Raw genomic sequence first — 21,408 nt, forward strand, 5'->3', positions numbered from 1 at the left:
GATTTTATAAAATTATTTTTAATACGGTTGTTACTTTCCTTCTGCGGTTTCAACTATTTTAACACCGGCCGGAATTTTAAATTTCTCGGCAGCAATAGCTGCATTTTCATCTATTCTGGTGACCTCCATGCTGACACTTATTCCTCCAATAGAAGCCTCTGTTTTAAGTGGAATACCTTTCCAGATAAAATAAGTACCGGTCATTTTTGAATCAGCCACTTCCATTGTAAACTTTTCACATGTGCGACCGGCCACTTCACCTGTCCCGGCTTTTTTAATATTGAATTTTTTGATTACCTCATCCGTAAGCTGCTGGAAATTCACATTGTCAGGACCGCTTTTCTCCAGCTTCGTTTTTGTCCCTGTTTTTGTTTTCATATCAATAGTGTACATGTAATCACCATCCTGTAAAGCGATGGTTTGCGATTTCATGCCCATTACTTCTACAGTAATTTCGGTCATCTGCTTTGCGCCATAATCATCAAAATACATGACCAAATCCTGCTCCATTCCCATGGTTTTTGATTTCATGAAAATTATGGCCGATTTAAGACCGTATCTGCCTTTTACCTCAGAATTATTTTTTGCAATGCCTGTGGAATCAGCATCTTTAGAATCTTTTGTTTTATCAGCTCCACCGGAGCAACCCGACAATATTAAGCCGGCAAAAAGAATCATAAAAAAAATATTTTTCATAGGGTATACGGTTTAGATGATTGGCCGATTATAAAATTTCGATTCAAATATAGGGATATTCTATAATAACTCTATTGACTTTTCCACCTTCTTTATTAATTCCGGAAAAAAACATTCAAATTCATTTTTAAAAAGCGGATAATGTTCTTCCAGATCGTCAACACAATGTTCCATTCCCGAATAAAACGCGGTTCGTTTAGACAGTCCGGTAAAAAACCGTCTGAGATTGGAAGTATCCGAATAGGCTACCAGCCAGTTGAAAGCTATCATATATGGCAACATACGTTTTAACCGCGGCGGTAGTATGGCGAAATTTTTAATCAACAATTCATAAGTGGTTGCTGCGAATTCTTCAAGCGGACGATTGGAATATACAGGCCATGATTTCGCGAGAAAATGATCATAATACATATCCACAATCACTCCGGCATACTTATGATATTTAGGATGAAGTCGCTGCTTGCTCAATGTTACAACAGGATGTCCATCAGTAAAATGGTCTATGATACGGTGCAGTTTAATGCCTTTGCGAATTTCTTCGTCATAATGAGCAGTATGTCCTTTGGCAGCATCAGCCAGAAAATTTCCGATGAGGATGTTTTTATTTTTTCCCGAAAGGAATGCATGTGCCAGATAGTTCATAATAACTGTAAATTAACAAGCCACGAAGGAACAAAATTAATGTGAAGTTAAAAAATCGCGGTAGTCATGTTGTTTATAAAATTTGTTTTAGTTTTGTGCAAGTTCAAATTTGATAAAATATATAAAACGATATTATGCAGACTGTATTGTTATTAGGAGATGAGGCTATTGCGCAGGGAGCACTGGATGCCGGCATTTCCGGATGCTATGCCTACCCCGGAACGCCATCTACAGAGATTACAGAATATATTGATCATTCTAAAACTGCCCGCGCCAATGGTGTGAAGGCATGTTGGGGTGCAAATGAAAAAACAGCGATGGAAAGTGCGCTCGGCATGTCGTATGCCGGCAAAAGATCACTGGTATGCATGAAGCATGTTGGGCTGAATGTAGCTGCCGACCCCTTCATAAACTCAGCCATAACAGGCGTTAACGGAGGTATGATTGTAGTGGCTGCCGACGATCCTTCCATGCATTCATCACAGAATGAGCAGGACTCGCGCTTTTACGCAAAATTTGCATTTATTCCCTGTCTTGAACCGCTCAACCAGCAGGAAGCATACGACATGGTGATTTACGGTTTCGAAATGTCGGAAAAGTACAAAGTTCCCGTGATGCTGCGTATCACAACCCGTCTGGCACACTCAAGAGCCGGCGTTGTGCTGAAACCCGGCCGCGCGCAGAACGAACTGAAATTGCCCGAAGACCTGAAACAATTCATTTTGCTTCCGGCAATTGCACGCAAACGTTATAAAATGCTGCTTGGAATGCAGGATTCTTTTGAAATGGAATCAGAAAAATCAGCATTCAATAATTATTATGAAGGTCATGATAAAAGCCTCGGCATTATTTGCAGCGGCATTGCCTATAATTATCTTGTTGAGAATTATCAGGGAAAGGTTCCCTATCCCGTTCTAAAGGTATGCCAGTACCCGCTTCCGCGAAAAAAAGTTGAGCAGATATTTGCCGATTGTGCAGAGATACTTGTGATGGAAGAAGGGTATCCTTTAATTGAAGAACAACTGAAAGGATTTCTTGCCGGTGCATATAAAATAAAAGGCCGTCTGGATGGTACATTGCCACGTGATGGCGAACTCAACCCCAATATCGTTGCCGCTGCACTTGGATTTCCGGAAGAAAAATACAACGAAGTTCCGGCAATCGTGGTTGGAAGACCACCTTCGCTTTGTGCCGGCTGCCCGCATATAGACTCCTATCTTTCCATGAATGAAGCGCTCGCGGCTTATGGCAAAGGACGTGTTTTTGCTGATATTGGCTGTTATACTCTTGGTGCACTTCCACCTTTTGACGCCATAAATTCTTGTGTTGACATGGGCGCTTCCATTACCATGGCCAAAGGTGCCGCCGATGCAGGATTGGTTCCCGCAGTTGCAGTTATCGGTGATTCGACATTTACTCACAGCGGCATTACCGGACTGCTGGATTGTGTTATCGATAAATCACCCGTTACGATTTTTATTCTTGATAACCAGATTACAGCCATGACAGGCGGACAGAAATCGGCTGCCAACGGAAGAATAGAAAGCATTTGCAAAGGAATTGGCGTAGAACCCGAACACATCCGCGTGATTAAACCATTGAGAAAAAATCATGAGGAGAATACCGCAATTGTTAAAGAAGAACTTGCATACAATGGCGTTTCTGTGATTATTGCTCTCAGGGAATGCATAGTTGAGCTTAACAAGAAAATGAGAGAAAAATTTAAAAAGTAAGACGATGAAAAAAGATATCATATTAGCCGGTGTCGGCGGACAGGGAATCGTATCTATTGCAGCAGTTATAGGATTGGCAGCGGTTGACCTGAAACTGTCAACCAAGCAGTCGGAAGTACATGGCATGAGTCAGCGAGGCGGCGACGTTTCAAGTAATTTAAGGGTTTCGGACACTGAAATTTTCTCAGATCTTATCCCGAAAGGAAAAGCCGACCTTATTATCTCCGTTGAACCAATGGAAGCCCTGAGACACCTGCACATGCTGGCACCCGACGGATGGCTTATTTCCAATACCGAACCGTTTAAAAACATTCCGAACTATCCCGATAAGGATGCATTACTGGCAGAAATAGGCAAACTCAAACAACATGTACTCATCGATGCCGATAAAATGGCCAAAGACCAGGGGGCTTCAAAAGCAGCAAACATGATTATTTTAGGCGCCTCCTCCCCCTTCCTCGAAATTGAGTTTTCCAAACTTGAAGATGCCATCCGCAAACTGTTCGGTAAAAAAGGCGATGACGTTGTAAATTCAAATATCAACGCACTGCGCAGCGGACGGGATTTTGTGAAGGATTTAATTAAATGATTCTAAATATAATCTATATGAAAGCCGGCTTCTTAGTCGGCTTTTTTTTGCCAAATAATATTTATTTTTCATCCCTGTAAGGGATATGGTTTTATTCGTATTTTTGAACCGCATAATAAACAGTTGCTAACTAAATAATACAATAATTTTATGGCAAAAAGAACCATCGTTGCAATGCCCGGCGACGGCATCGGAAAACCGGTACTTGATGAATGTATTCGCGTACTTGACGCTGCAGGATTTGATGCAGATTATGTTCAGGGAGATATAGGTTGGGAATTCTGGTGTAAAGAAGGCGATCCGCTGCCTCAGCGCACACTCGACCTGCTCGAGAAACACCAAATCGGACTGTTCGGAGCTATTACTTCAAAACCTAAAGATAAAGCTGCCGCCGAACTGATTCCCGAACTTCAGGGAAAAGGCATCAGCTACTACAGCCCGATTGTTAGCATGCGCCAAAAATTCACACTCGACATTTGCATGCGCCCGATTAAAACGTTTAAAAATAATCCGCTCAACTTCATCAGACGCGGAGCAAACAATACCATCGAAGAACCCATCGTGGATGTTATGATTTTCCGTCAGAATACGGAATGTCTTTACGGAGGTGTGGAATGGACCAACCCATCGGATCAGGTGTATGACGCGCTGATGACGCATCCCAAATTCAAAGAGAATTTTTCATGGTGCCCGAGACCCGAATTAGCTGTTTCAACCCGTATCTTCACAAAAAAATACACTGCTCGCATTGTTAAAGCCGCTTTTGAATATGCCAAAGAAAGAGGTTTTGATACGGTTACCGTGTGCGAAAAGCCCAACGTGGTTAGAGAAACATCAGGTATGATGCTGAAACTTGCCCAGGAAATGTCGAAAAACGAATATCCCGGCATCCGCGTTGAAGATGTAAACATTGATGCGATGATGATGTGGCTCACCAAAAACCCCGAAAAATATCATGTTATTGTTGCCGGTAATATGTTCGGCGATATTGTAAGCGATGGCTTTGCCGGACTGGCAGGCGGTCTCGGATTTGCATGCAGTGCCAACATCGGCGAAAAAGTAGCGGTATTCGAACCCACACATGGTTCTGCTCCGAAATACGCCGATTATCCTGTTTCTATCGTAAATCCTATTGCCATGGTTTCATCGGCAGTAATGATGCTTGAGCATATCGGTGAAATGGAAATTGCTGACCGCATTCGTAACGCTGTTGCGCAGGTAATCCTTGAAGGAAAAGTGATGGCATATGACATGCTGAAAATGGGCGGTAATCCTGATGTGGTGAACAAAGGCGCTGCATCTACCCGTCAAATGGCTGATGCCATTATTGCAAAACTGAAATAACAATTAAACAGTTAAAACCGGGAGCCATTTATACAGCATTCAAACAATGCCGCATGGATGGCTTCTTTAATAAATATCAATATGGCTGAAATCATCAAAGCAGAATTCGTTGAGAAAGCAAAAAAACTGTGGCCCGAGCTGGAATGGATAAAAGACGCCCCGCTTCGCGAAACCACTACCAATACCTGGGCACTGGCGCTTCAAAAAAGCGTCCTCACACCCGAAGATTTAAGCACTATTCCGTTTACACTGCTTGCCGGTCCCGACATGAAAGTCAGTTTTATGGATCATAAGCGTGCGGTCGTTCACATCGCTCTTGACTGCGGCAATCAGATGAATAAATTTTTCAGGAACGACCTTCCGGTTGACATGGATGTGCTGATAGCAGGCGCTATTCTGGCAGATGTCGGCAAACTGCTCGAATACGAAATGAAAGACGGAAAATCCGTACAGGGAAAATATGGCAAATATCTGCGCCATCCTTTCAGCGGTGTTTCTCTGGCCGAGCAGTGCGGAGTGCCGGCAGCTGTTTGCCACATTATTGCCACGCACGCCGGCGAAGGCGACATGGTAAAACGCACCACCGAAGCATTTGTAGTTCATCATGCGGATTTTATGACATTTGAGCCGTTTAAAGACAGGCTTAAATAATTAATAATTAGTAATTAACAATTTATAATTACTAAAATGAAGAAGAATCTGATTGAGGAAAAGTCATATTTATTTGCATTGCGTATTATAAAACTCTTTCATTTTATCCGCGATATCAAGCATGACCGTATTCTGGCGTCTCAGGTACTTAGAAGTGGAACATCTGTCGGCGCTAATATACAGGAAGCATTAGGTGGAGCATCCAAAAAAGATTTCACATGCAAAATGAATATTGCGTACAAAGAAATTCGAGAAACCGATTATTGGCTAAGGTTATTACATGATTCAGGGTATATAGACGAAAAATCATTTTTCTCCATTAAAAAAGATTGTGAGGAAATCAGCAAATTGCTGTTTACTATCATCCGAACATCACGTTCAAAAATCAACGCCTAATATGACAGCAGTTTTAAGACAATTATTAATTAATAATTACTAATTATTCATTTTTATGAATTTAATTGAAAAAATTCTTGCACAACACAGCAACAATGAAGTAGTGCATCCCGACGACATCATCGATGTATTTATTGATATCCGCGCTGCACGCGATTTTGGTGGTGCCAATGTGGTTAAAAACCTGATTGACGCAGGCTACACCGTTGCTGATGCAACAAAAACAATTTTCACCTTCGATTGCAACCCCACCGGCTCCGATCAGAAATACGCCGCCAACCAGCATTATTGCAGGCAGTACGCGCGTGAAAATGATATTGCGGTGTATGATATCGATTCAGGCGTTGGCACACACCTCGCCATTGACAGCGGTTTCGTGTGGCCCGGCAGTACTTTCGTATCAACAGATTCACACGCAAACATTATGGGAGCGCTTGGCTCTTTCGGACAGGGAATGGGCGATCAGGACATAGCGGCAGCCTGGGCAAAAGGCGCCGTATGGTTCAAAGTTCCGCACTCTGTGAAATTAAATCTGGTTGGTAAAAGACCGGCAGGTATAAGTGCCAAGGATATTGTTCTCAATCTCCTGTCTATTTTTGGTGCAAATAAATTACTCGGCTATTCCGTTGAAATTTGCGGTGAAGAAGCCGACAAACTTACATTGGACGAGCGCATCACTATTTCATCTATGGCCACTGAAATGGGCGCCATAATATTATTCTTCACGCCATCGCAAGATATCATGGATTATTGTGAAGCCAAAACCGGAAGAAAACTTATTCCTGTTTTCGCAGATAAGGATGCCGCCTATCTTGAAGTTCACGACATTGACATCAGTAAATTTGTGCCTATGGTTGCGAAACCGGGACACCCTCATGATGATACTTCTGTTGCATCCGTAAAAGGCACTAAAATAGATTCAGCATTTATTGGCAGTTGCACCAACGGCAGAATGGAAGACCTGCGTAAAGCCGCATCCGTGCTGAAAGGTCGCAAAGTAGCGCCCGGTGTTGTATTGAAAATTGTACCTTCCACAGACAAAATATGGAACATCGCGCTGGACGAAGGTTTGGTGAAAATATTCAAAGATGCCGGCGCCATGCTTTCAAACGCAGGATGTGCGGGATGTGCCGCCGGACAGGTCGGACAGAACGGTCCCGACGAAGTAACCATCAGTACCGGAAACCGCAATTTCTCTGGCAAGCAGGGTAAAGGTTTTGTATATCTTGCATCGCCCGAAGTGGTTGCCGCCTCAGCCGTTGCAGGCTATATCACTACCCCTGACGAACTGCCCGAAACAGCAGCCGTTTTTGAGAAAAAAGGTATTATGAAAGCAACAAGTGGAAAAGCAAAAGCCACAAACACAGAACGCCCTGTTGTTGCCGAAGGCCGTGTATGGCTCATCCCTATCGACGATATCGATACAGATATGATTTACCATAACCGCTATCTGACCATTACTGATATCAAAGAAATGGGACAATATTCGTTTGACAATTTAAAAGGATATGAAGACTTCGCCAAGAAGGCACTGCCTGGCGATATCGTAATTACATCGAAAAACTTTGGAGCCGGAAGTTCCAGACAACAGGCCGTAGATTGCTTTATTTCACTGGGCATTACGTGCATTCTGGCCGAATCATTCGGCGCCATTTATGAACGCAATGCCATTAATGCCGCTTTGCCAATCCTGACATACAAACCCGAAATAATTCAGGAAATAGGGCTGCAAAGCGGGAATCGCGTAAAAATTGATTTCCTTGGCGGAACAATTACAAATCTTAGCAATAATAAATCTGCATCAATAAATAAATTTTATGATGCACAGTATCAGATTTACAAGAACGGCGGATTGCTTTAAAACCTCTGATTGAAATGGGCAATTATGCATAAGGGATTTCACGCATGATTGTCCATTATATTTATATTAATTAACTTCATTTTCTATACACCAATAACTCATATCTTAATAATTAATTTTATTTATATCTTGTTTTGATTATTTTTATTAATTTCACGCCCATTTTTCAAAATTAGCGGGTCGATTTGTTTACAAAAACAGTTTCGCTGACTAACAATAAAACGGTATTGAATTCAAGCTACTGGTATATGCGTACATTTTTAATTGTGATACTTTTCGCAGGTTTCTCAATTGGGAAGGCTCATGCTCAAAATGACACAAAGTATACATTTAAAGGTGTATTGCGCGACAGCATAAAAGGCATTCCGCTTGCATATGCAAATCTCGGGCTGCTTAAAACTGCCGACAGTACTTTTGTGCAAGGAACAACCACCGACCTTGACGGGAGTTTCTCAATTCCGAAAGTATCTGCTGGAAAATACCTGCTTAAAATTTCCTACATCGGCTATGCTCCCGGGCTTATAATTATTTCAGCCGACGGCACACAATCCGTGATTGATCTCGGTGTAATTATGGCACAGCAAAAAACAAGTGAACTGGGTGGTGTGGAAGTAAGTGCCACCAAACCCATTTATCAATACGCGGCCGATAAAAAAGTATACAACGTTAGTCAGGATTTGAGCGTGCAGAATGGCGTTGCAACCGATGCGCTGCAAAATGCGCCCGGGGTTTGGGTTGACATGGAAGGGAATATTACACTGAGAGGGGTTTCCAATGTTTCTATATGGATTAACGATAAACCTTCGAAACTCGATCCGTCTGCATTAAAAGAATACCTGAAGCAATTGCCGGCGAATGCGCTCGACCGCATCGAAGTAATTACCAATCCCGGAGCAAAATATTCTGCCAGCGGGACAGGCGGTATTATTAATGTTGTAACACGTCAGAAAATTTCAAAAAACTGGTTTCTTAGTGTTGGCACCACTTACAATACACTCCCGTCTTACACTCCGTGGCTTTCCTTTGTATGGTCAGACCAAAAATTTAAAGTAAACGTGTACGCCAGCTATTCTAAGTCAAGCTGGGATTATACTTCAAATTCGGAAAGCACCGTTACCAATGGCATTGACAGCTTATATTCAGACAAATCACAGGGCTGGTACAAGTCGCATAATTCATGGGCTTACGGCTATTTAGATTTGGGCTATGAATTCACCACCAAAGATGAACTTGATTTATGGTTTGGCGGTAGTGAGTCGTGGAATAATTCAGCATGGGAAGACCATAATACAAGACATAATTATCAGATCGGGCAATCCTTTAATATGGATACGCGTTCAGACGATAAGGGCGATGGCTATTCCGCCTACGGCGGATTAACATACACACATAAATTCAACGAGCATGGTCATAAACTCAGCATGGATGCCTATGGCTGGCAGTATGAATCGAGCGCCTCAACAAATTATGCCAAGATTTTCTCTATTGACGCTTTCCGGGATAAGCTGCGACTTACCGATAATCTGACCGGTGCAAAATCAGGTATTTTATACATGGCCTACACCTACCCGATTAATGACAGCACTTCATTTGAAGCAGGTTTAAACGGTAGCGTTGATGGCGGGCTTTCGCAATCGCCTACAGATACCAGCAGTTATCCGATGCATGGATATACCTACGCATCCTACCTCAGCAATAACAACACTACCGGCGGGAGAAATCTTGATGCCTATGCCTCTTTCGGGAGCAAATTATGGGGCATTGATTATAAAATAGGTGTGCGTGGTGAATATCGCTTCAACCATATGAATTCAATTGCCGCGTCAAGCAATTTCAATCGTGAATTTTTTAATGTTTATCCTTCAGTATTCTTGTCGTATACAACAAAAAGCTATCACAATATAACGGCCAGTTACAGTCGCAGGGTGGTATATCCCAATTACCAGCTTGATCCGTTTATTCAGTATTACGATGAAGACGGGACTTCAGGCGGGAATCCGAATTTGCGGCCATCATACGCCAATTCGTTTGAACTGGGATATTCAAAATATTTCAAATCAGGCGGAAGCTTCGGATTGTCGGTTTATCATCGATACACCGGGAAAGACATCAATACCCTGACCAATGTTGTATACGATACATACCTCAACCGCTATACTTTATATTCCACTTTTGTAAACGTGGGACAAAACGCTTTTACAGGTGCTGAACTAACGCTGTATCTGCAACCCGCAAAATTTCTGAATCTGACCCTTAGCGGAAACGCTTTTTACAATAAAATAGCGGCAGATTTCGGAACCTATAAAATCAAACGTGAAGAAATGTCGTGGGATGGAAAATTCTCGGCAACCTTCTATTTTTTGAAAACATGCCAGTTCCAGTTAGTGAGCAATTACCGTTCACGCAACCTCACATTACAGGGCAGTTCAGATCCGCTGTATTTTGTAAATGGCGCTATTCGCACCGATTTTTTCAAACGGAAATTAAGTGTAAGCCTTGGGATGCAGGATATATTTAACTGGCAGAAGCAAGTCACAGTGACCAATTTGCCTGGCTACTCGGGAACAAGCTCCATAAAAAATATTTCGCGTTTTACCACGCTGGGTGTTACACTTCGTTTCGGAAAAATTGAAATGGAAAATCAGGTAGAGACCGGAAAAGCGACAGGCCCAAAGTCAAACTAATTCATTCCGCGCTGTTTCTTAATTTCTTCGTAAGCAGCATTCAAGTGCTGAAATTTTTCCTGTGCGGCTTTTTGAACTTCAGGACCAAGATTTGCAACCTTATCGGGATGGTATTTTACAGCCATTCTGCGGTATGCTTTTTTCAGTTCTTCATCGCTGGCATCGGCAGAAAGCTCAAGTATTTTGTAAGCATTGTCAACGTCTTTTACAAACATAGAGCGTATAGAAACAAAATCCGGCTGACGAATTCCGAGCAGATTTGCAATATTGGTAATAACGTCCACTTCACTCGGATGAACATGCCCGTCGGCTGATGATATTCCGAAAAGAAAATGCAGCAATTGCAGACGTGCCGGGTATTCCATGTAATCGCGGATTTGACGGCAAACATCAGCAACAGGAATATCCTGCTTTAGAATATCACGCAGCATAACCATATATTGCTGTGTTTCTGACGGGCCAAACTGATGCATGAAAAATGACCTCACGTAGTCAAGTTCCGATTTCACCACTTTACCGTCGGCTTTCATAACAGCGGCTGCCAGAACCAACAGGCTCGCAATAAAATCGCCCTGCATCGTTTGTGGACGCATCACGGCAGTAGATACATGAATGTTATCAATCACCGAACCAACCACAAATCCAAAAATAGCGCCTATCGGTCCGCCAAAAGCCCAACCGAGTCCACCACCAATCCATTTACCAAACTTCACCATAAAAAATCTTCAATAAAAATGTTATCCCAGATTTGCCGAAAGCGGCAGTCCGTATTCTTCCACCATGCGAATATTCAACGTTTCCAGCTGGTCAAGCACGGGCTTGTAGATGCCCGGTAATACCGGGATGTGAACACCCTTCTCAAGAATTTTCCCTTCCAGTATCATTTCTACACCAATGGCAGCAGGCAGCGCTACAGTGCGTGCAATGGCAGTATCGGCGCCGGGTACACCAAAATCAAGCATGCGTGATTTGATTACTTCCTGAGTACCGTCGGGATAGCTTGCTCTGAAAATATGCATCATGGCAACCATGTCGCGTTCTTCTTTCGGAAGCATCATTTTCTCAAGCATAAGGTCGGAGGTAATCTCGAATGGACTGTCGGTAGTACGTTTCATCGGTTCATGGCTGAATAATCCGAGCCATTCCATCGCGTCAAGCGCATGCGCGGTAACGGGAATATCAAGAAATGCGGCTGCTTCTGTACGAATATTATCTCCTTTTGAACCAATCATCATGGCAACAAAACCTGCGTACGATTTTCCTGAAAAATCAAATTTTTCGGGTGTTATCAATTGCATAGCCTTCATGGCATCCAGTGTTTCACACCAGCCTTTGTAACGGAATGTTCCGCGGTAAACGGTTTGTGCTTCGGGAATGCCGTAAATATCGCGGTAGGCAATAGAGTCACGGTTTGGATAGATATCAAGTGAACCTAAGTCAGGAAACTCAAGCGACATCGGATTTTTGAATAAATCTTTGGTAGGAAGACAAACCGTTTCGCCATGCCTTAGAAACTGCGCATCATTGTTTCCGGCCAGTACCACCCCTTTGGGACTCCATGAAAACTTATACCTGAACGGATTTCCGGCAGCTTCGGGTGCCGGCAGAGCACCACACAATGAATAAAATTCTTCAACCTTTCCGCCTTTTGCATGCACATGATCGATAATGCGCATGGCAGACATGTGGTCAATACCGGGATCGAGTCCCATTTCATTGATAAAGATAAGACCGGCAGCACGCACTTCGCTGTCGAGAGCCTTCATTTCAGGCTTTACATACGAAGTGGTAACCATATTTTTTTTGTTTTTCAAACATGCATTTGCAACTTTTAAATGATAAACATAAGGCAGCAGGCTCACCGCAATATCATGTTCCCGGACGAGTTTATCAAGAGTTGCTTCGTCATCAACAAGCCAGTGCATAGCTTTTCCGTTTGGGAAACCGGCAACCATTTTTTGAGCTTCCTCAACATTCATCGCTGCAACAGTGACGTTATATTTTTTTTGAAGCAGGTATTTAATGATGGGATTGGCAACCATTCCTGCACCGAGTATCAATACATTTTTCATAAAATGAACAATTAATAATGAGTAATTAAAAAAAAGAACTACCGTTTAACCGGTCTGTCAATAATTCAAATAGCACTAATTCCTGTTTGTTCAGACTTTAAAAAACATGCGCAAAATTACTGTAAATCTTTATCCGAAAATATTAGTTGTACACTTTTAATAACAGCTTGAATTTCTTAACAAATCTTAAAAGGCTTCTTAAAGGAATAATAATTGTAATTTTGGCACGAACCAAAACTTTATGCCATGAGAAACAGGCGGATATTTTTACTGAAATCAGCAACAGCAGTGCTGATAATTATGATGCTCTTCAATGCTCGCGCCTACTCACAAGTATTTACGGGTGGCAATGTAAGTGCTAATTACACAAATGGCATTTACATCGACCTTGCACCCATTATCGGTTATCAGATACAGAGTTTTAAAGTCGGACTTTCGCCCATTGGCTCCTACTCTACCGTAAACGGAACAAGTGGCATATACTCCTTTGGTGGTCGGGTTTTTACGGAATATACCGTTTGGAAAGGCATTTTTTTACATGCCGAATTTGAAGGACAAAATGTCCCGGTAGGCAGTTCGCGTTCGTGGATATTTTCTGCACCTATCGGCGCAGGATACGAATACCCGATTATGAAAGGCGTGATGCTGCAAGGCTCCGTATTGTGGGATTTCATGCAGCAAAAAAACAATCCCAAAGAAAACCCGATTATTCGCGGCGGTCTTGTGTATAGCCTGTAATCCAAAGTGAAGCAGCGCATTATAACCCGTCCCATTCTCATTCTTTCACTGGTAAGTCTGTTTACGGACGTAGCCAGCGAAATGCTGTATCCGGTGATGCCCTTGTTCTTAAAAAGCATTGGTTTTACGGTGCTGATGATTGGAATACTTGAGGGACTGGCCGAAGCAACTGCCGGGCTGAGTAAGGGTTATTTCGGGCAGCTGTCGGACCATAAAGGAAAACGCCTGCCGTTTGTCCGGTTTGGCTATGCCTTGAGCGCATTGTCGAAACCCATGATGGGGCTATTCACCCAGGTGTGGTGGATTTTTATGTCACGCACTGCCGACCGCCTCGGCAAAGGAATTCGAACCGGTGCCCGCGATGCCTATCTGTCAGATTGTACAACACCGGAACATAAAGGAAAAGTTTTCGGATTTCACCGGGCGCTGGATACGCTGGGCGCTTTCATAGGACCGGTACTTGCATTGATATATCTTTATTTTTTTCCGGGACATTACAAGATGTTGTTCTTCATCGCGTTTTTTCCGGGTATTGTAAGCATTCTGCTCACCTTTATTATTAAGGAACAAAAGAAAGATGCTGCAGTAAAAGCAAAAAGTCCGGGCTTTTTCTCTTTCATCGGCTATTTGCGTCACAGCTCAAAAGAATACAAGCGGCTGTTTGCAGGATTGCTTGCATTTACCCTCTTCAACAGCTCCGACCTTTTCCTGATATTAATGATGAAACATGCAGGATTAGAAGACTCCATGCTGATTGGAGTTTACATTTTCTATAATCTGGTGTATGCCGTTTTCGCCTATCCTGTTGGAGTATTGGGCGACCGCATAGGCTTGAAAAAAACATTTATTGTAGGTCTTTCGCTGTTTGTTATCGTATATGCCGGAATGGCGGTATCCACATCCGTGACTGTATTTTTTATATTGTTTTTCATCTATGGTATTTACGCAGCCTGCAGCGAAAGCATCGCTAAAGCATGGATATCCAACATCTGCAAAAAAGAGGAAACAGCCACGGCTATCGGAGCCTTCACAGCTTTCAACAGTCTGTTTGCTTTATTATCGAGTGCGCTTGCAGGCGTTGTATGGTTAGTCATCAGCGCTCAGGCAACGTTTTTAATGACCGCCGGTGCCGTAGTTTTCATCATTGTTTACTTCGCAGTATTCGTTCCATACGCCAAAGTTCAAAAAGCGTAAATACTCGTTAATTGGCGTTACATTTGTATTCTAATTGTCTTCTCCACATATTCCGGTAATTGTATTTTCTGTATTTTTATTCCGAAAATAATAATGATTTGACAAAGGTTTAATAATGACTGTTGCTAAGAAAAAATACAAATGCGGGCTGGTGTTGAGCGGTGGTGCTGTTCGCGGATTTGCACATGCCGGAGCGTTAAAAGCCTTGAATGAAGAAGGAATATTTCCGGATGTGATATCGGGTGTGAGCGCGGGAACAATTGTCGGGTCGCTTTACGCGGATGGATACACTCCTGAACAGATTTACAAATTATTTGTAGATAAACGCTTGTACAAATTTCTGGAATTCATACTTCCGAACAAAGGTTTGGTGAAAATGACCGGCTTGTATAAAACCATGATGGACAGCCTGAAAGCAAAGTATTTTGAAGATTTGAAAATTCCATTATACGTCACTGTTACCGACCTGAACAATGCCAAAACGGTTTACTTTTCAAAAGGCGAACTCACTAAAATGATTATTGCATCATGCACCATTCCTATTTTATTTACACCGATGGTCATCGATGATGTAACGTATATTGACGGCGGCGTTTTGAATAATTTTCCCACCGAACCCATTGAGCATGATTGTGAAATGATGGTTGGAATAAACATCAACCCGATACGCTTTCAGAAAGAATTTTCAGGAATGACGCAGGTTGCCGACCGGGCGGTGCACATGATGATTGACCAGCTGATTACACCTAAAAAAGCGAAATGCAACATTTACATCGAACCCGACGGCCTTGAAAAGCATGCATTGCTCGACATTGCCAAGGGCAGGGAAATGTACACGCTGGGCTATAAAGCTGCAAAAAAAGCCATCAAAGAGCAGCGATAATTTTATTTGCATATCTGCCAGACAGTTATTCTTCATTAAAACCGTATAATCCTTGATAAATGAGGATAATACGCAGTTTTACGTTGTGTTTTTCACGAAAGTATTTGTCAATTTCGCGTAAAAAACTACTTTTGCAGGCTTAATTAATTAAATGTAACAATGAGAAAATTATTATCTATACTCGCAGGCATTTGCCTGATGGTGGTTGCAGGAAATGTTTCTGCACAGACAACAATTCCTAACGGTGGATTTGAGAACTGGGTTACTTCTCCGGCAACGGAACCCGTACAATGGAATTCAAACAAAACCGGAGGCGGATATGCAACCTTGCCGGGTGCAACCTGTAACGATGACGCAAGCATCTTTTTATTTGGCGCTCACAGCGTACGCATCGAAACAATCAGTTATTGGGGAACGGCTGTCAATGGTTCGTGCACTACCGGAAAAGTTGAAGCACCTACAATGACCAAAGCAGAAGGCTATGTTCATACCATTGCCGGCGATCCTGATTTCAGTTCGGCATTTACCGGTCGTCCCGACAGTATCATTGGTTACTACAGATATACCTCCGCAAGCGGCGATTATGGCAAAGTGGGCGTTAAACTTCATGTGGGCAATTGCTACGACCCCGAAGCGCCTGTTGGCGGCAATCATCCTGATGCCACAGCAAATGTTATTGCACGCGCCGTGTTTTTCACACCGACTTCAAGCGTTTCATCATGGACACGTTTTTCAGTTCCGTTTACCTATGTTGACGGCCGTACACCCGAATATATTCTCATCGCCATGACATCAAGCGGCAATCAGGCCGGTGGCTCAAGTGGCAGCAAAATGTGGATTGACGGACTTGCCGTTGTATACAATCCTAAACTGAATACGGGAATTGTTGCCAATACCAACTATTTTGTTTCGGCCACTCAGGGAGCAGCCATCACGGTTCCCTTTACACTCACAGGCCCGATGGATGCCGGAAATATTGTTACCGCGGAACTTTCAGATGCAAGCGGCTCCTTCGCCAGCCCCATCGTTTTAGGAACGTTGAACACCACTGTTTCTGACACTATTTTTGGAACCATCCCCGCTGGAACACCGGCAGGAACGGCTTATCGCGTAAGAGTGACATCATCGAATGCACCCTTGACAGCCACTGATAACGGAACTGATCTTACCATTAATCTGGTTACAAACTCCGTTTCACCAGATTCAACACAGCATCTGGACATCTGGCAGAATGGAAGTCAGATAACTGTAAGCGAAACACCGGCCGCAACCTCACGCGAATGGAAATACGGTACTGCAACAGGCGGACCTTACACATCATTTGTTCCTGCCGAGACCAATTCGTCTTATATACCTTACTTCTATCCTGCAAATTCTTATTATTTAGTATGCGAAAGCCTCATTGCCGGATTAACTGTAATGTCTCCTGAAGTTCAGATTATCGTTACCGATCCGCTTACCGGAATTGAAAACAATACGAATAATAATACATCTATTTATTGGTCATCAGAAAATCTTGTAATTGATTTGCACAATTCGGGATTCAACCAACCTTTGGTTCAGCTATACGACCTTTCGGGACGCATCATTGCAGAACAAAAACTTGATAACTCAACAGTAAATACTATCAGTGTGAATGTTCCGGCAGGTATTTATATGTTCAGAATCTTCGACAATAGCGGCATCATCACCGGAAAAGTTCTGAAGAAATAAATACACATTAAGATAAAAAAGAAAACGTCAGCAAGTAATTGCCGGCGTTTTTTTATTCCCATAAACTCCCTTATGTTGATTGAAATGCACAGCTTGTTGAATATATTTTTTCCACAGCAGATTTCAGCGGATATTTGTATACAACAAAACATTTCAGCAATGAAAGCAACGAAAACAAACTATCCGATAATCCTTATGATGCCCTTTGGCGTTGCATTGTCAGCAATTGCAATTATGCTTGAACGAATGGCTGATAACAATGACACCATGGATTTTATTATTGGCATGCTGTTCGGACTATCAGTGGTTGCAAATATTGTTTACATTATTTTAGCATCACGAAATATAGCTGCAAAAGCTCGCTCCGGGCGAGAGGAAAATTCATAAGAACGCCATTTATCGGGATAACCCAAATAGAAAAAAAAATGTTCATACCTTCGCAACAGAAAATCGCATTTAGTATATAACCCAAAAACAAACAATCATGGCTAAATCAAAGCTGTTTTTACTCGTTTGCATTGTTTCGGCATCTGCGCCATTGATGGTGCAGTCGCAAAACAACGACGGCGGTATTCCTGATTATTCAATGAAGGACCGTAAAGATGTTCCGATTGAATACACCTGGAAAATAGAAGATATATACCCCAACAAAGAAGCCTTTATTGCCGAGAAACAAGTAGTGACAGCCAATATCGCTGCTATTGAAGAAAAGTCAAAAGGATGGACATCTTCGGCCAAGAATATGCTTGCGTTCCTCGATTTTATGACGCAGGTAAACCTGAAGAGTTCGAAACTATATGCTTATGCCAGCCATCAGGCCGATATGGATATGGGCAATCAGGAACTCCAGAAGATGCAGGGCGAAATACAGATGATGTTCGTACAAATGGGATCGAAACTTTCATTTTTTAATGATGATGTGCTAACGCTGGGTCAGGCAAAATTCAGCGAATACCTGAAACAGGAACCCGGTTTGCAGCCTTATGCATTTTCTATTCATTGCATATTATACATGAAAGACCACGTGTTGCCGGGCGATCAGCAGCGCATTACCAGTCTTACCGGGCTTTTCGGAGGTACCGGACGAGATGCATCAACCATACTCAACGACCTTGAATTACCGCCCGCCGAAGTTACACTCAGCGACGGCAAAAAATACACACTGAACTATGCGAATTACATGGCTTTGCGCGCGTCCAAAAATCCGGATGACCGCACGCTGGTGATGAAAACATTCTGGGAAAACCAGAAGAAATTCGAGAACACTCAAGCCACCTTACTTGATGGTGAAATTAAAAAACATTACTTCAATGCTCAGGTATATAAATACGATGACTGCTTAACAGCAAGGTTATTTGGCGACAGCATACCAACAGCTGTTTATTATAATCTAATTAAACAGGTTCATGAAAATCTGGCGCCCCTGCATCGCTTTCTTAAACTGAAACAGGAATTGCTGAAACTTCCGAAGTTCCGCTATGAAGATGTTTACGCGAGTGCGGTTCCATCGGTAAGTAAAACATATTCGTATGAAGAAGCAAAAAAAATTATTGCCGACGCCATGAAACCTATGGGCGCAAAATACGGCGAACTTCTGAATGAAGCCTATACCAAGCGATGGATAGATGTTTACCCGAACAAAGGCAAAGAAAGTGGTGCGTATTCTGCCGGTCTTTATGGTGTACATCCTTACATAAAACTCAATTATAACGGCAATTACAATGCCTTGTCAACGATGGCTCACGAGCTCGGGCATTCCATGCATTCGTGGTTTTCAAATAATAAACAGCATTCGAATAATGCCGAATACGCAACATTCTTGGCAGAGATTGCATCAACATTTAATGAAAACATGCTGATGCGCCAAATGCTGAAGACCGAGCAGGACGACCTCTTCAAACTGTTTATTCTTGACAATTATCTTGACGGCGTGCGCGGTACCATTTATCGTCAGACACTATTTGCCGAGTTCGAGCTTGCCATTCATAAAAAAGTAGAATCAGGTCAGAAACTTACTGCAGATTTTATGGACGAAACGTATCTGAAACTCACCAAGGAGTATTACGGTGCCGATGCCGGAGTTACACAGGTTGATGATTATATCCAATGCGAATGGTCGAGAATACCGCATTTCTACATGAACTATTACGTGTTCCAATATAGTACCGGTCTCATCGCTTCTCTTGCATTGAGTGATATGGTTCTCAACGGCGGAGAAAAAGAACGCGATCGTTACATAGAAATGCTGAGTGCAGGTGGAAGCGACTTCCCTATCGCCATTCTTAAAAAAGCAGGTGTTGATATGACTCAGCCCGAGCCATACAAAGCAGCGTTTAAGCAATTTGACCTGATGGTTACTGAGATGGAACAGATTGTGGCACGACTCAAGAAAGCCGGAAAGCTCTGATTTCATTGTACTCTATAGAAAATTTGAAGCCCCATTGCTTATCAGAGCAATGGGGCTTTTCAATAAAATGTATAAATTGCACGTTATAATTAATTTGAAAAACATGCCGGCACCTGCAAGAAAATTCGTCATTACCATTTTCTGTTTATTTATATTAACGTTTGTTAACGCACAAAATCAAGATAGCATTCCGTTATCAATGCGACAACTCACCAACACCATATACCTGTTTGAGGTTAATGGCGTAAACCTGGTCGTGCTGCAAGGGGCTGAAGGGAACCTGCTGGTGGATGCGGGGTATGCAGCTGCGGCGCCATTACTCAGGAAGAAGATGAGTGAGAACGGCATAGGGCCCATAAAATACCTGGTAAATACACACTGGCATTTTGATCACACGAGCGGAAATATTCAGTTTGCGAAAGAGAGCGGTATTATTGCAAGCATGGCTACACTTAATTTATTAAGTACAGATCAGCTTCTTTTTGGCGAAACACATAAAGCACTTGCTGTATGGGCAAGACCGTCAATTATTGTGAAAGACACCCTGACGATTATTACTGGTGACGAGGTTGTGAAAATTATTTCAATGCCCGGCGGTCATACCGGTGGCGATGTACTGGTATGGTTTACGCGTGCCGGGATTCTACATATCGGTGACATTATTTTCTCGGATATGTTCCCTTTCATTGATACGGATCATGGCGGGAATATTTTTAAAGATGCAGATAATATTGCCTCAATAATAAAATCATTTCCCACTGAAACCCGCTTTATTCCGGGACACGGAAGAGAACTGAACATGGAAGATCTCAAATCGTATGAATCAATGATACGCGCTACCGGGGAATTGGTGAGAAAAGAGTTGGGTAAAAAACGAAGTGTTGCAGAGCTGCAGAAGGCAAAAATACTGGAAGCATGGAAGCAGTGGAGCGTTGCTTTTACGAGCGATGACTGGATTGAAATGATCGCAAAAAGTGTAAAGTAAACGGTAGCTCTACTTTATGGTTTGCCTACTATCATGCAAAATGCGTAATTTTGCATCCTAACTATTGAAAATACTATTGTTATGAGATTTCTCAGGTTCATTGCGTTGCCATTTATTCTGGCACTATTCAGTTTTACGGTACACGCCACGCTGACGACACCATCGATTGTATCTCCATCCATCGGTGCTACAAACCAGACCCCTGATGTGATGATTGACTGGAGCTCGGTTACCGGTGCGACTATTTATCAGTATAAGATTAGTACAAACCCTGCACTCACGGGAGCAATAATAGTTTCGGCAGGAACCAATAGTTATATGTATTTGTCGAATCTCCGCTTTGGAACCACCTATTACTGGCAATGCCGCGCCGTAAAAAACACAGCGCCCCTGGATTCATCGGCATGGTCAACAATTTGGTATTTTACAACGACCGATCAGCTTACCCAGGTTAGCCCGAGCAACGGCTCTACCAATCAAACACCTGATGTAATGCTTGACTGGAGCTCCCTTTCGGGAATCACGTATTACGATTACGAATATGACACGGTCTCAACATTCAATTCGCCATTGCATGTTTATGGTTCGGCCACAAGCAGCTATTCGTATTTTTATACCGCAAATCTGAGATTCGGAACAAAATATTACTGGCGCGCAAGAGCCCGTCATTCGGTTGATACAACGCAATGGACACCGATATGGTATTTTACAACGACCGATCAGATAACTCAGGTTAGCCCGAGCAACGGCGCTACCAATCAAACACCTGATGTAATGCTTGACTGGAGCTCCCTTTCGGGAATCACGTATTACGATTACG

The 21,408-nt window shown here is 42.7% G+C and carries 19 protein-coding genes; 15 read left to right on the plus strand and 4 right to left on the minus strand.

Features of this window, described 5'->3' with window-relative positions:
- Window positions 1–30: 30 nt before the first annotated feature.
- Both WCM76_10675 and WCM76_10680 read right to left on the minus strand, forming a co-directional pair.
- Entirely contained in the window at window positions 31–696 is a 666-nt protein-coding gene (locus WCM76_10675) for a hypothetical protein (GenBank protein ID MEI6766098.1), read from the minus strand.
- Window positions 697–756: 60 nt separating this feature from the next.
- A complete protein-coding gene (locus WCM76_10680) occupies window positions 757–1,338 on the minus strand; it encodes an acyl carrier protein phosphodiesterase (GenBank protein ID MEI6766099.1) in 582 nt (193 codons plus the stop codon).
- 134 nt (window positions 1,339–1,472) lie between these two features.
- On the opposite strand from WCM76_10680, the gene WCM76_10685 reads away from it, so the two are divergent.
- The 7 genes from WCM76_10685 to WCM76_10715 all read left to right on the plus strand — a co-directional run bounded on the left by WCM76_10685 (window position 1,473) and on the right by WCM76_10715 (window position 10,596).
- Window positions 1,473–3,071, plus strand: a complete 1,599-nt coding sequence (locus WCM76_10685; protein ID MEI6766100.1) for a thiamine pyrophosphate-dependent enzyme — start codon at window positions 1,473–1,475, stop codon at window positions 3,069–3,071.
- 4 nt (window positions 3,072–3,075) lie between these two features.
- Window positions 3,076–3,660: an indolepyruvate oxidoreductase subunit beta gene (locus WCM76_10690; GenBank protein ID MEI6766101.1), complete on the plus strand. Its 585-nt coding sequence runs from the start codon at window positions 3,076–3,078 to the stop codon at window positions 3,658–3,660.
- A 150-nt stretch (window positions 3,661–3,810) separates the two neighbouring features.
- Window positions 3,811–5,004, plus strand: a complete 1,194-nt coding sequence (locus WCM76_10695; GenBank protein ID MEI6766102.1) for an isocitrate/isopropylmalate family dehydrogenase — start codon at window positions 3,811–3,813, stop codon at window positions 5,002–5,004.
- Between the two features lie 81 nt (window positions 5,005–5,085).
- Window positions 5,086–5,655: an HDIG domain-containing metalloprotein gene (locus tag WCM76_10700; protein MEI6766103.1), complete on the plus strand. Its 570-nt coding sequence runs from the start codon at window positions 5,086–5,088 to the stop codon at window positions 5,653–5,655.
- 36 nt (window positions 5,656–5,691) lie between these two features.
- Entirely contained in the window at window positions 5,692–6,051 is a 360-nt protein-coding gene (locus WCM76_10705) for a four helix bundle protein (GenBank protein MEI6766104.1), read from the plus strand.
- Window positions 6,052–6,106: 55 nt separating this feature from the next.
- Complete coding sequence (locus WCM76_10710) at window positions 6,107–7,912, plus strand: aconitase/3-isopropylmalate dehydratase large subunit family protein (GenBank protein ID MEI6766105.1); 1,806 nt, start codon at window positions 6,107–6,109, stop codon at window positions 7,910–7,912.
- A 185-nt stretch (window positions 7,913–8,097) separates the two neighbouring features.
- Window positions 8,098–10,596, plus strand: coding sequence for an outer membrane beta-barrel family protein (locus WCM76_10715; protein MEI6766106.1), 2,499 nt, complete (start codon window positions 8,098–8,100; stop codon window positions 10,594–10,596).
- Here the strand turns inward: WCM76_10715 and WCM76_10720 are convergent.
- Both WCM76_10720 and WCM76_10725 read right to left on the minus strand, forming a co-directional pair.
- The gene (locus WCM76_10720; GenBank protein MEI6766107.1) at window positions 10,593–11,312 is read right to left on the minus strand and encodes a TerB family tellurite resistance protein; all 720 of its coding nucleotides are present in this window, start codon (window positions 11,310–11,312) and stop codon (window positions 10,593–10,595) included. The genes WCM76_10715 and WCM76_10720 overlap by 4 nt on opposite strands.
- A 21-nt stretch (window positions 11,313–11,333) precedes the next feature.
- Window positions 11,334–12,668: a saccharopine dehydrogenase C-terminal domain-containing protein gene (locus tag WCM76_10725; GenBank protein MEI6766108.1), complete on the minus strand. Its 1,335-nt coding sequence runs from the start codon at window positions 12,666–12,668 to the stop codon at window positions 11,334–11,336.
- 246 nt (window positions 12,669–12,914) lie between these two features.
- On the opposite strand from WCM76_10725, the gene WCM76_10730 reads away from it, so the two are divergent.
- The 8 genes from WCM76_10730 to WCM76_10765 all read left to right on the plus strand — a co-directional run.
- Entirely contained in the window at window positions 12,915–13,406 is a 492-nt protein-coding gene (locus WCM76_10730) for a hypothetical protein (GenBank protein ID MEI6766109.1), read from the plus strand.
- Window positions 13,407–13,412: 6 nt separating this feature from the next.
- Window positions 13,413–14,600, plus strand: coding sequence for an MFS transporter (locus WCM76_10735; GenBank protein MEI6766110.1), 1,188 nt, complete (start codon window positions 13,413–13,415; stop codon window positions 14,598–14,600).
- 115 nt (window positions 14,601–14,715) lie between these two features.
- Entirely contained in the window at window positions 14,716–15,483 is a 768-nt protein-coding gene (locus WCM76_10740; GenBank protein MEI6766111.1) for a patatin-like phospholipase family protein, read from the plus strand.
- A 159-nt stretch (window positions 15,484–15,642) separates the two neighbouring features.
- Window positions 15,643–17,196 (plus strand): PCMD domain-containing protein, encoded by a 1,554-nt coding sequence (locus tag WCM76_10745; protein MEI6766112.1) that lies wholly within the window; start codon window positions 15,643–15,645, stop codon window positions 17,194–17,196.
- A 159-nt stretch (window positions 17,197–17,355) separates the two neighbouring features.
- Complete coding sequence (locus WCM76_10750) at window positions 17,356–17,583, plus strand: hypothetical protein (protein MEI6766113.1); 228 nt, start codon at window positions 17,356–17,358, stop codon at window positions 17,581–17,583.
- 97 nt (window positions 17,584–17,680) lie between these two features.
- Entirely contained in the window at window positions 17,681–19,603 is a 1,923-nt protein-coding gene (gene pepF / locus WCM76_10755) for an oligoendopeptidase F (GenBank protein ID MEI6766114.1), read from the plus strand.
- 199 nt (window positions 19,604–19,802) lie between these two features.
- A complete protein-coding gene (locus WCM76_10760; protein MEI6766115.1) occupies window positions 19,803–20,588 on the plus strand; it encodes an MBL fold metallo-hydrolase in 786 nt (261 codons plus the stop codon).
- Between the two features lie 81 nt (window positions 20,589–20,669).
- Window positions 20,670–21,408: hypothetical protein (locus WCM76_10765; GenBank protein ID MEI6766116.1), on the plus strand; the 739-nt coding region annotated here is incomplete at its 3' end.

The organism is Bacteroidota bacterium (assembly GCA_037133915.1).
Classification (GTDB): Bacteria; Bacteroidota; Bacteroidia; order Bacteroidales; family CAIWKO01; genus JBAXND01.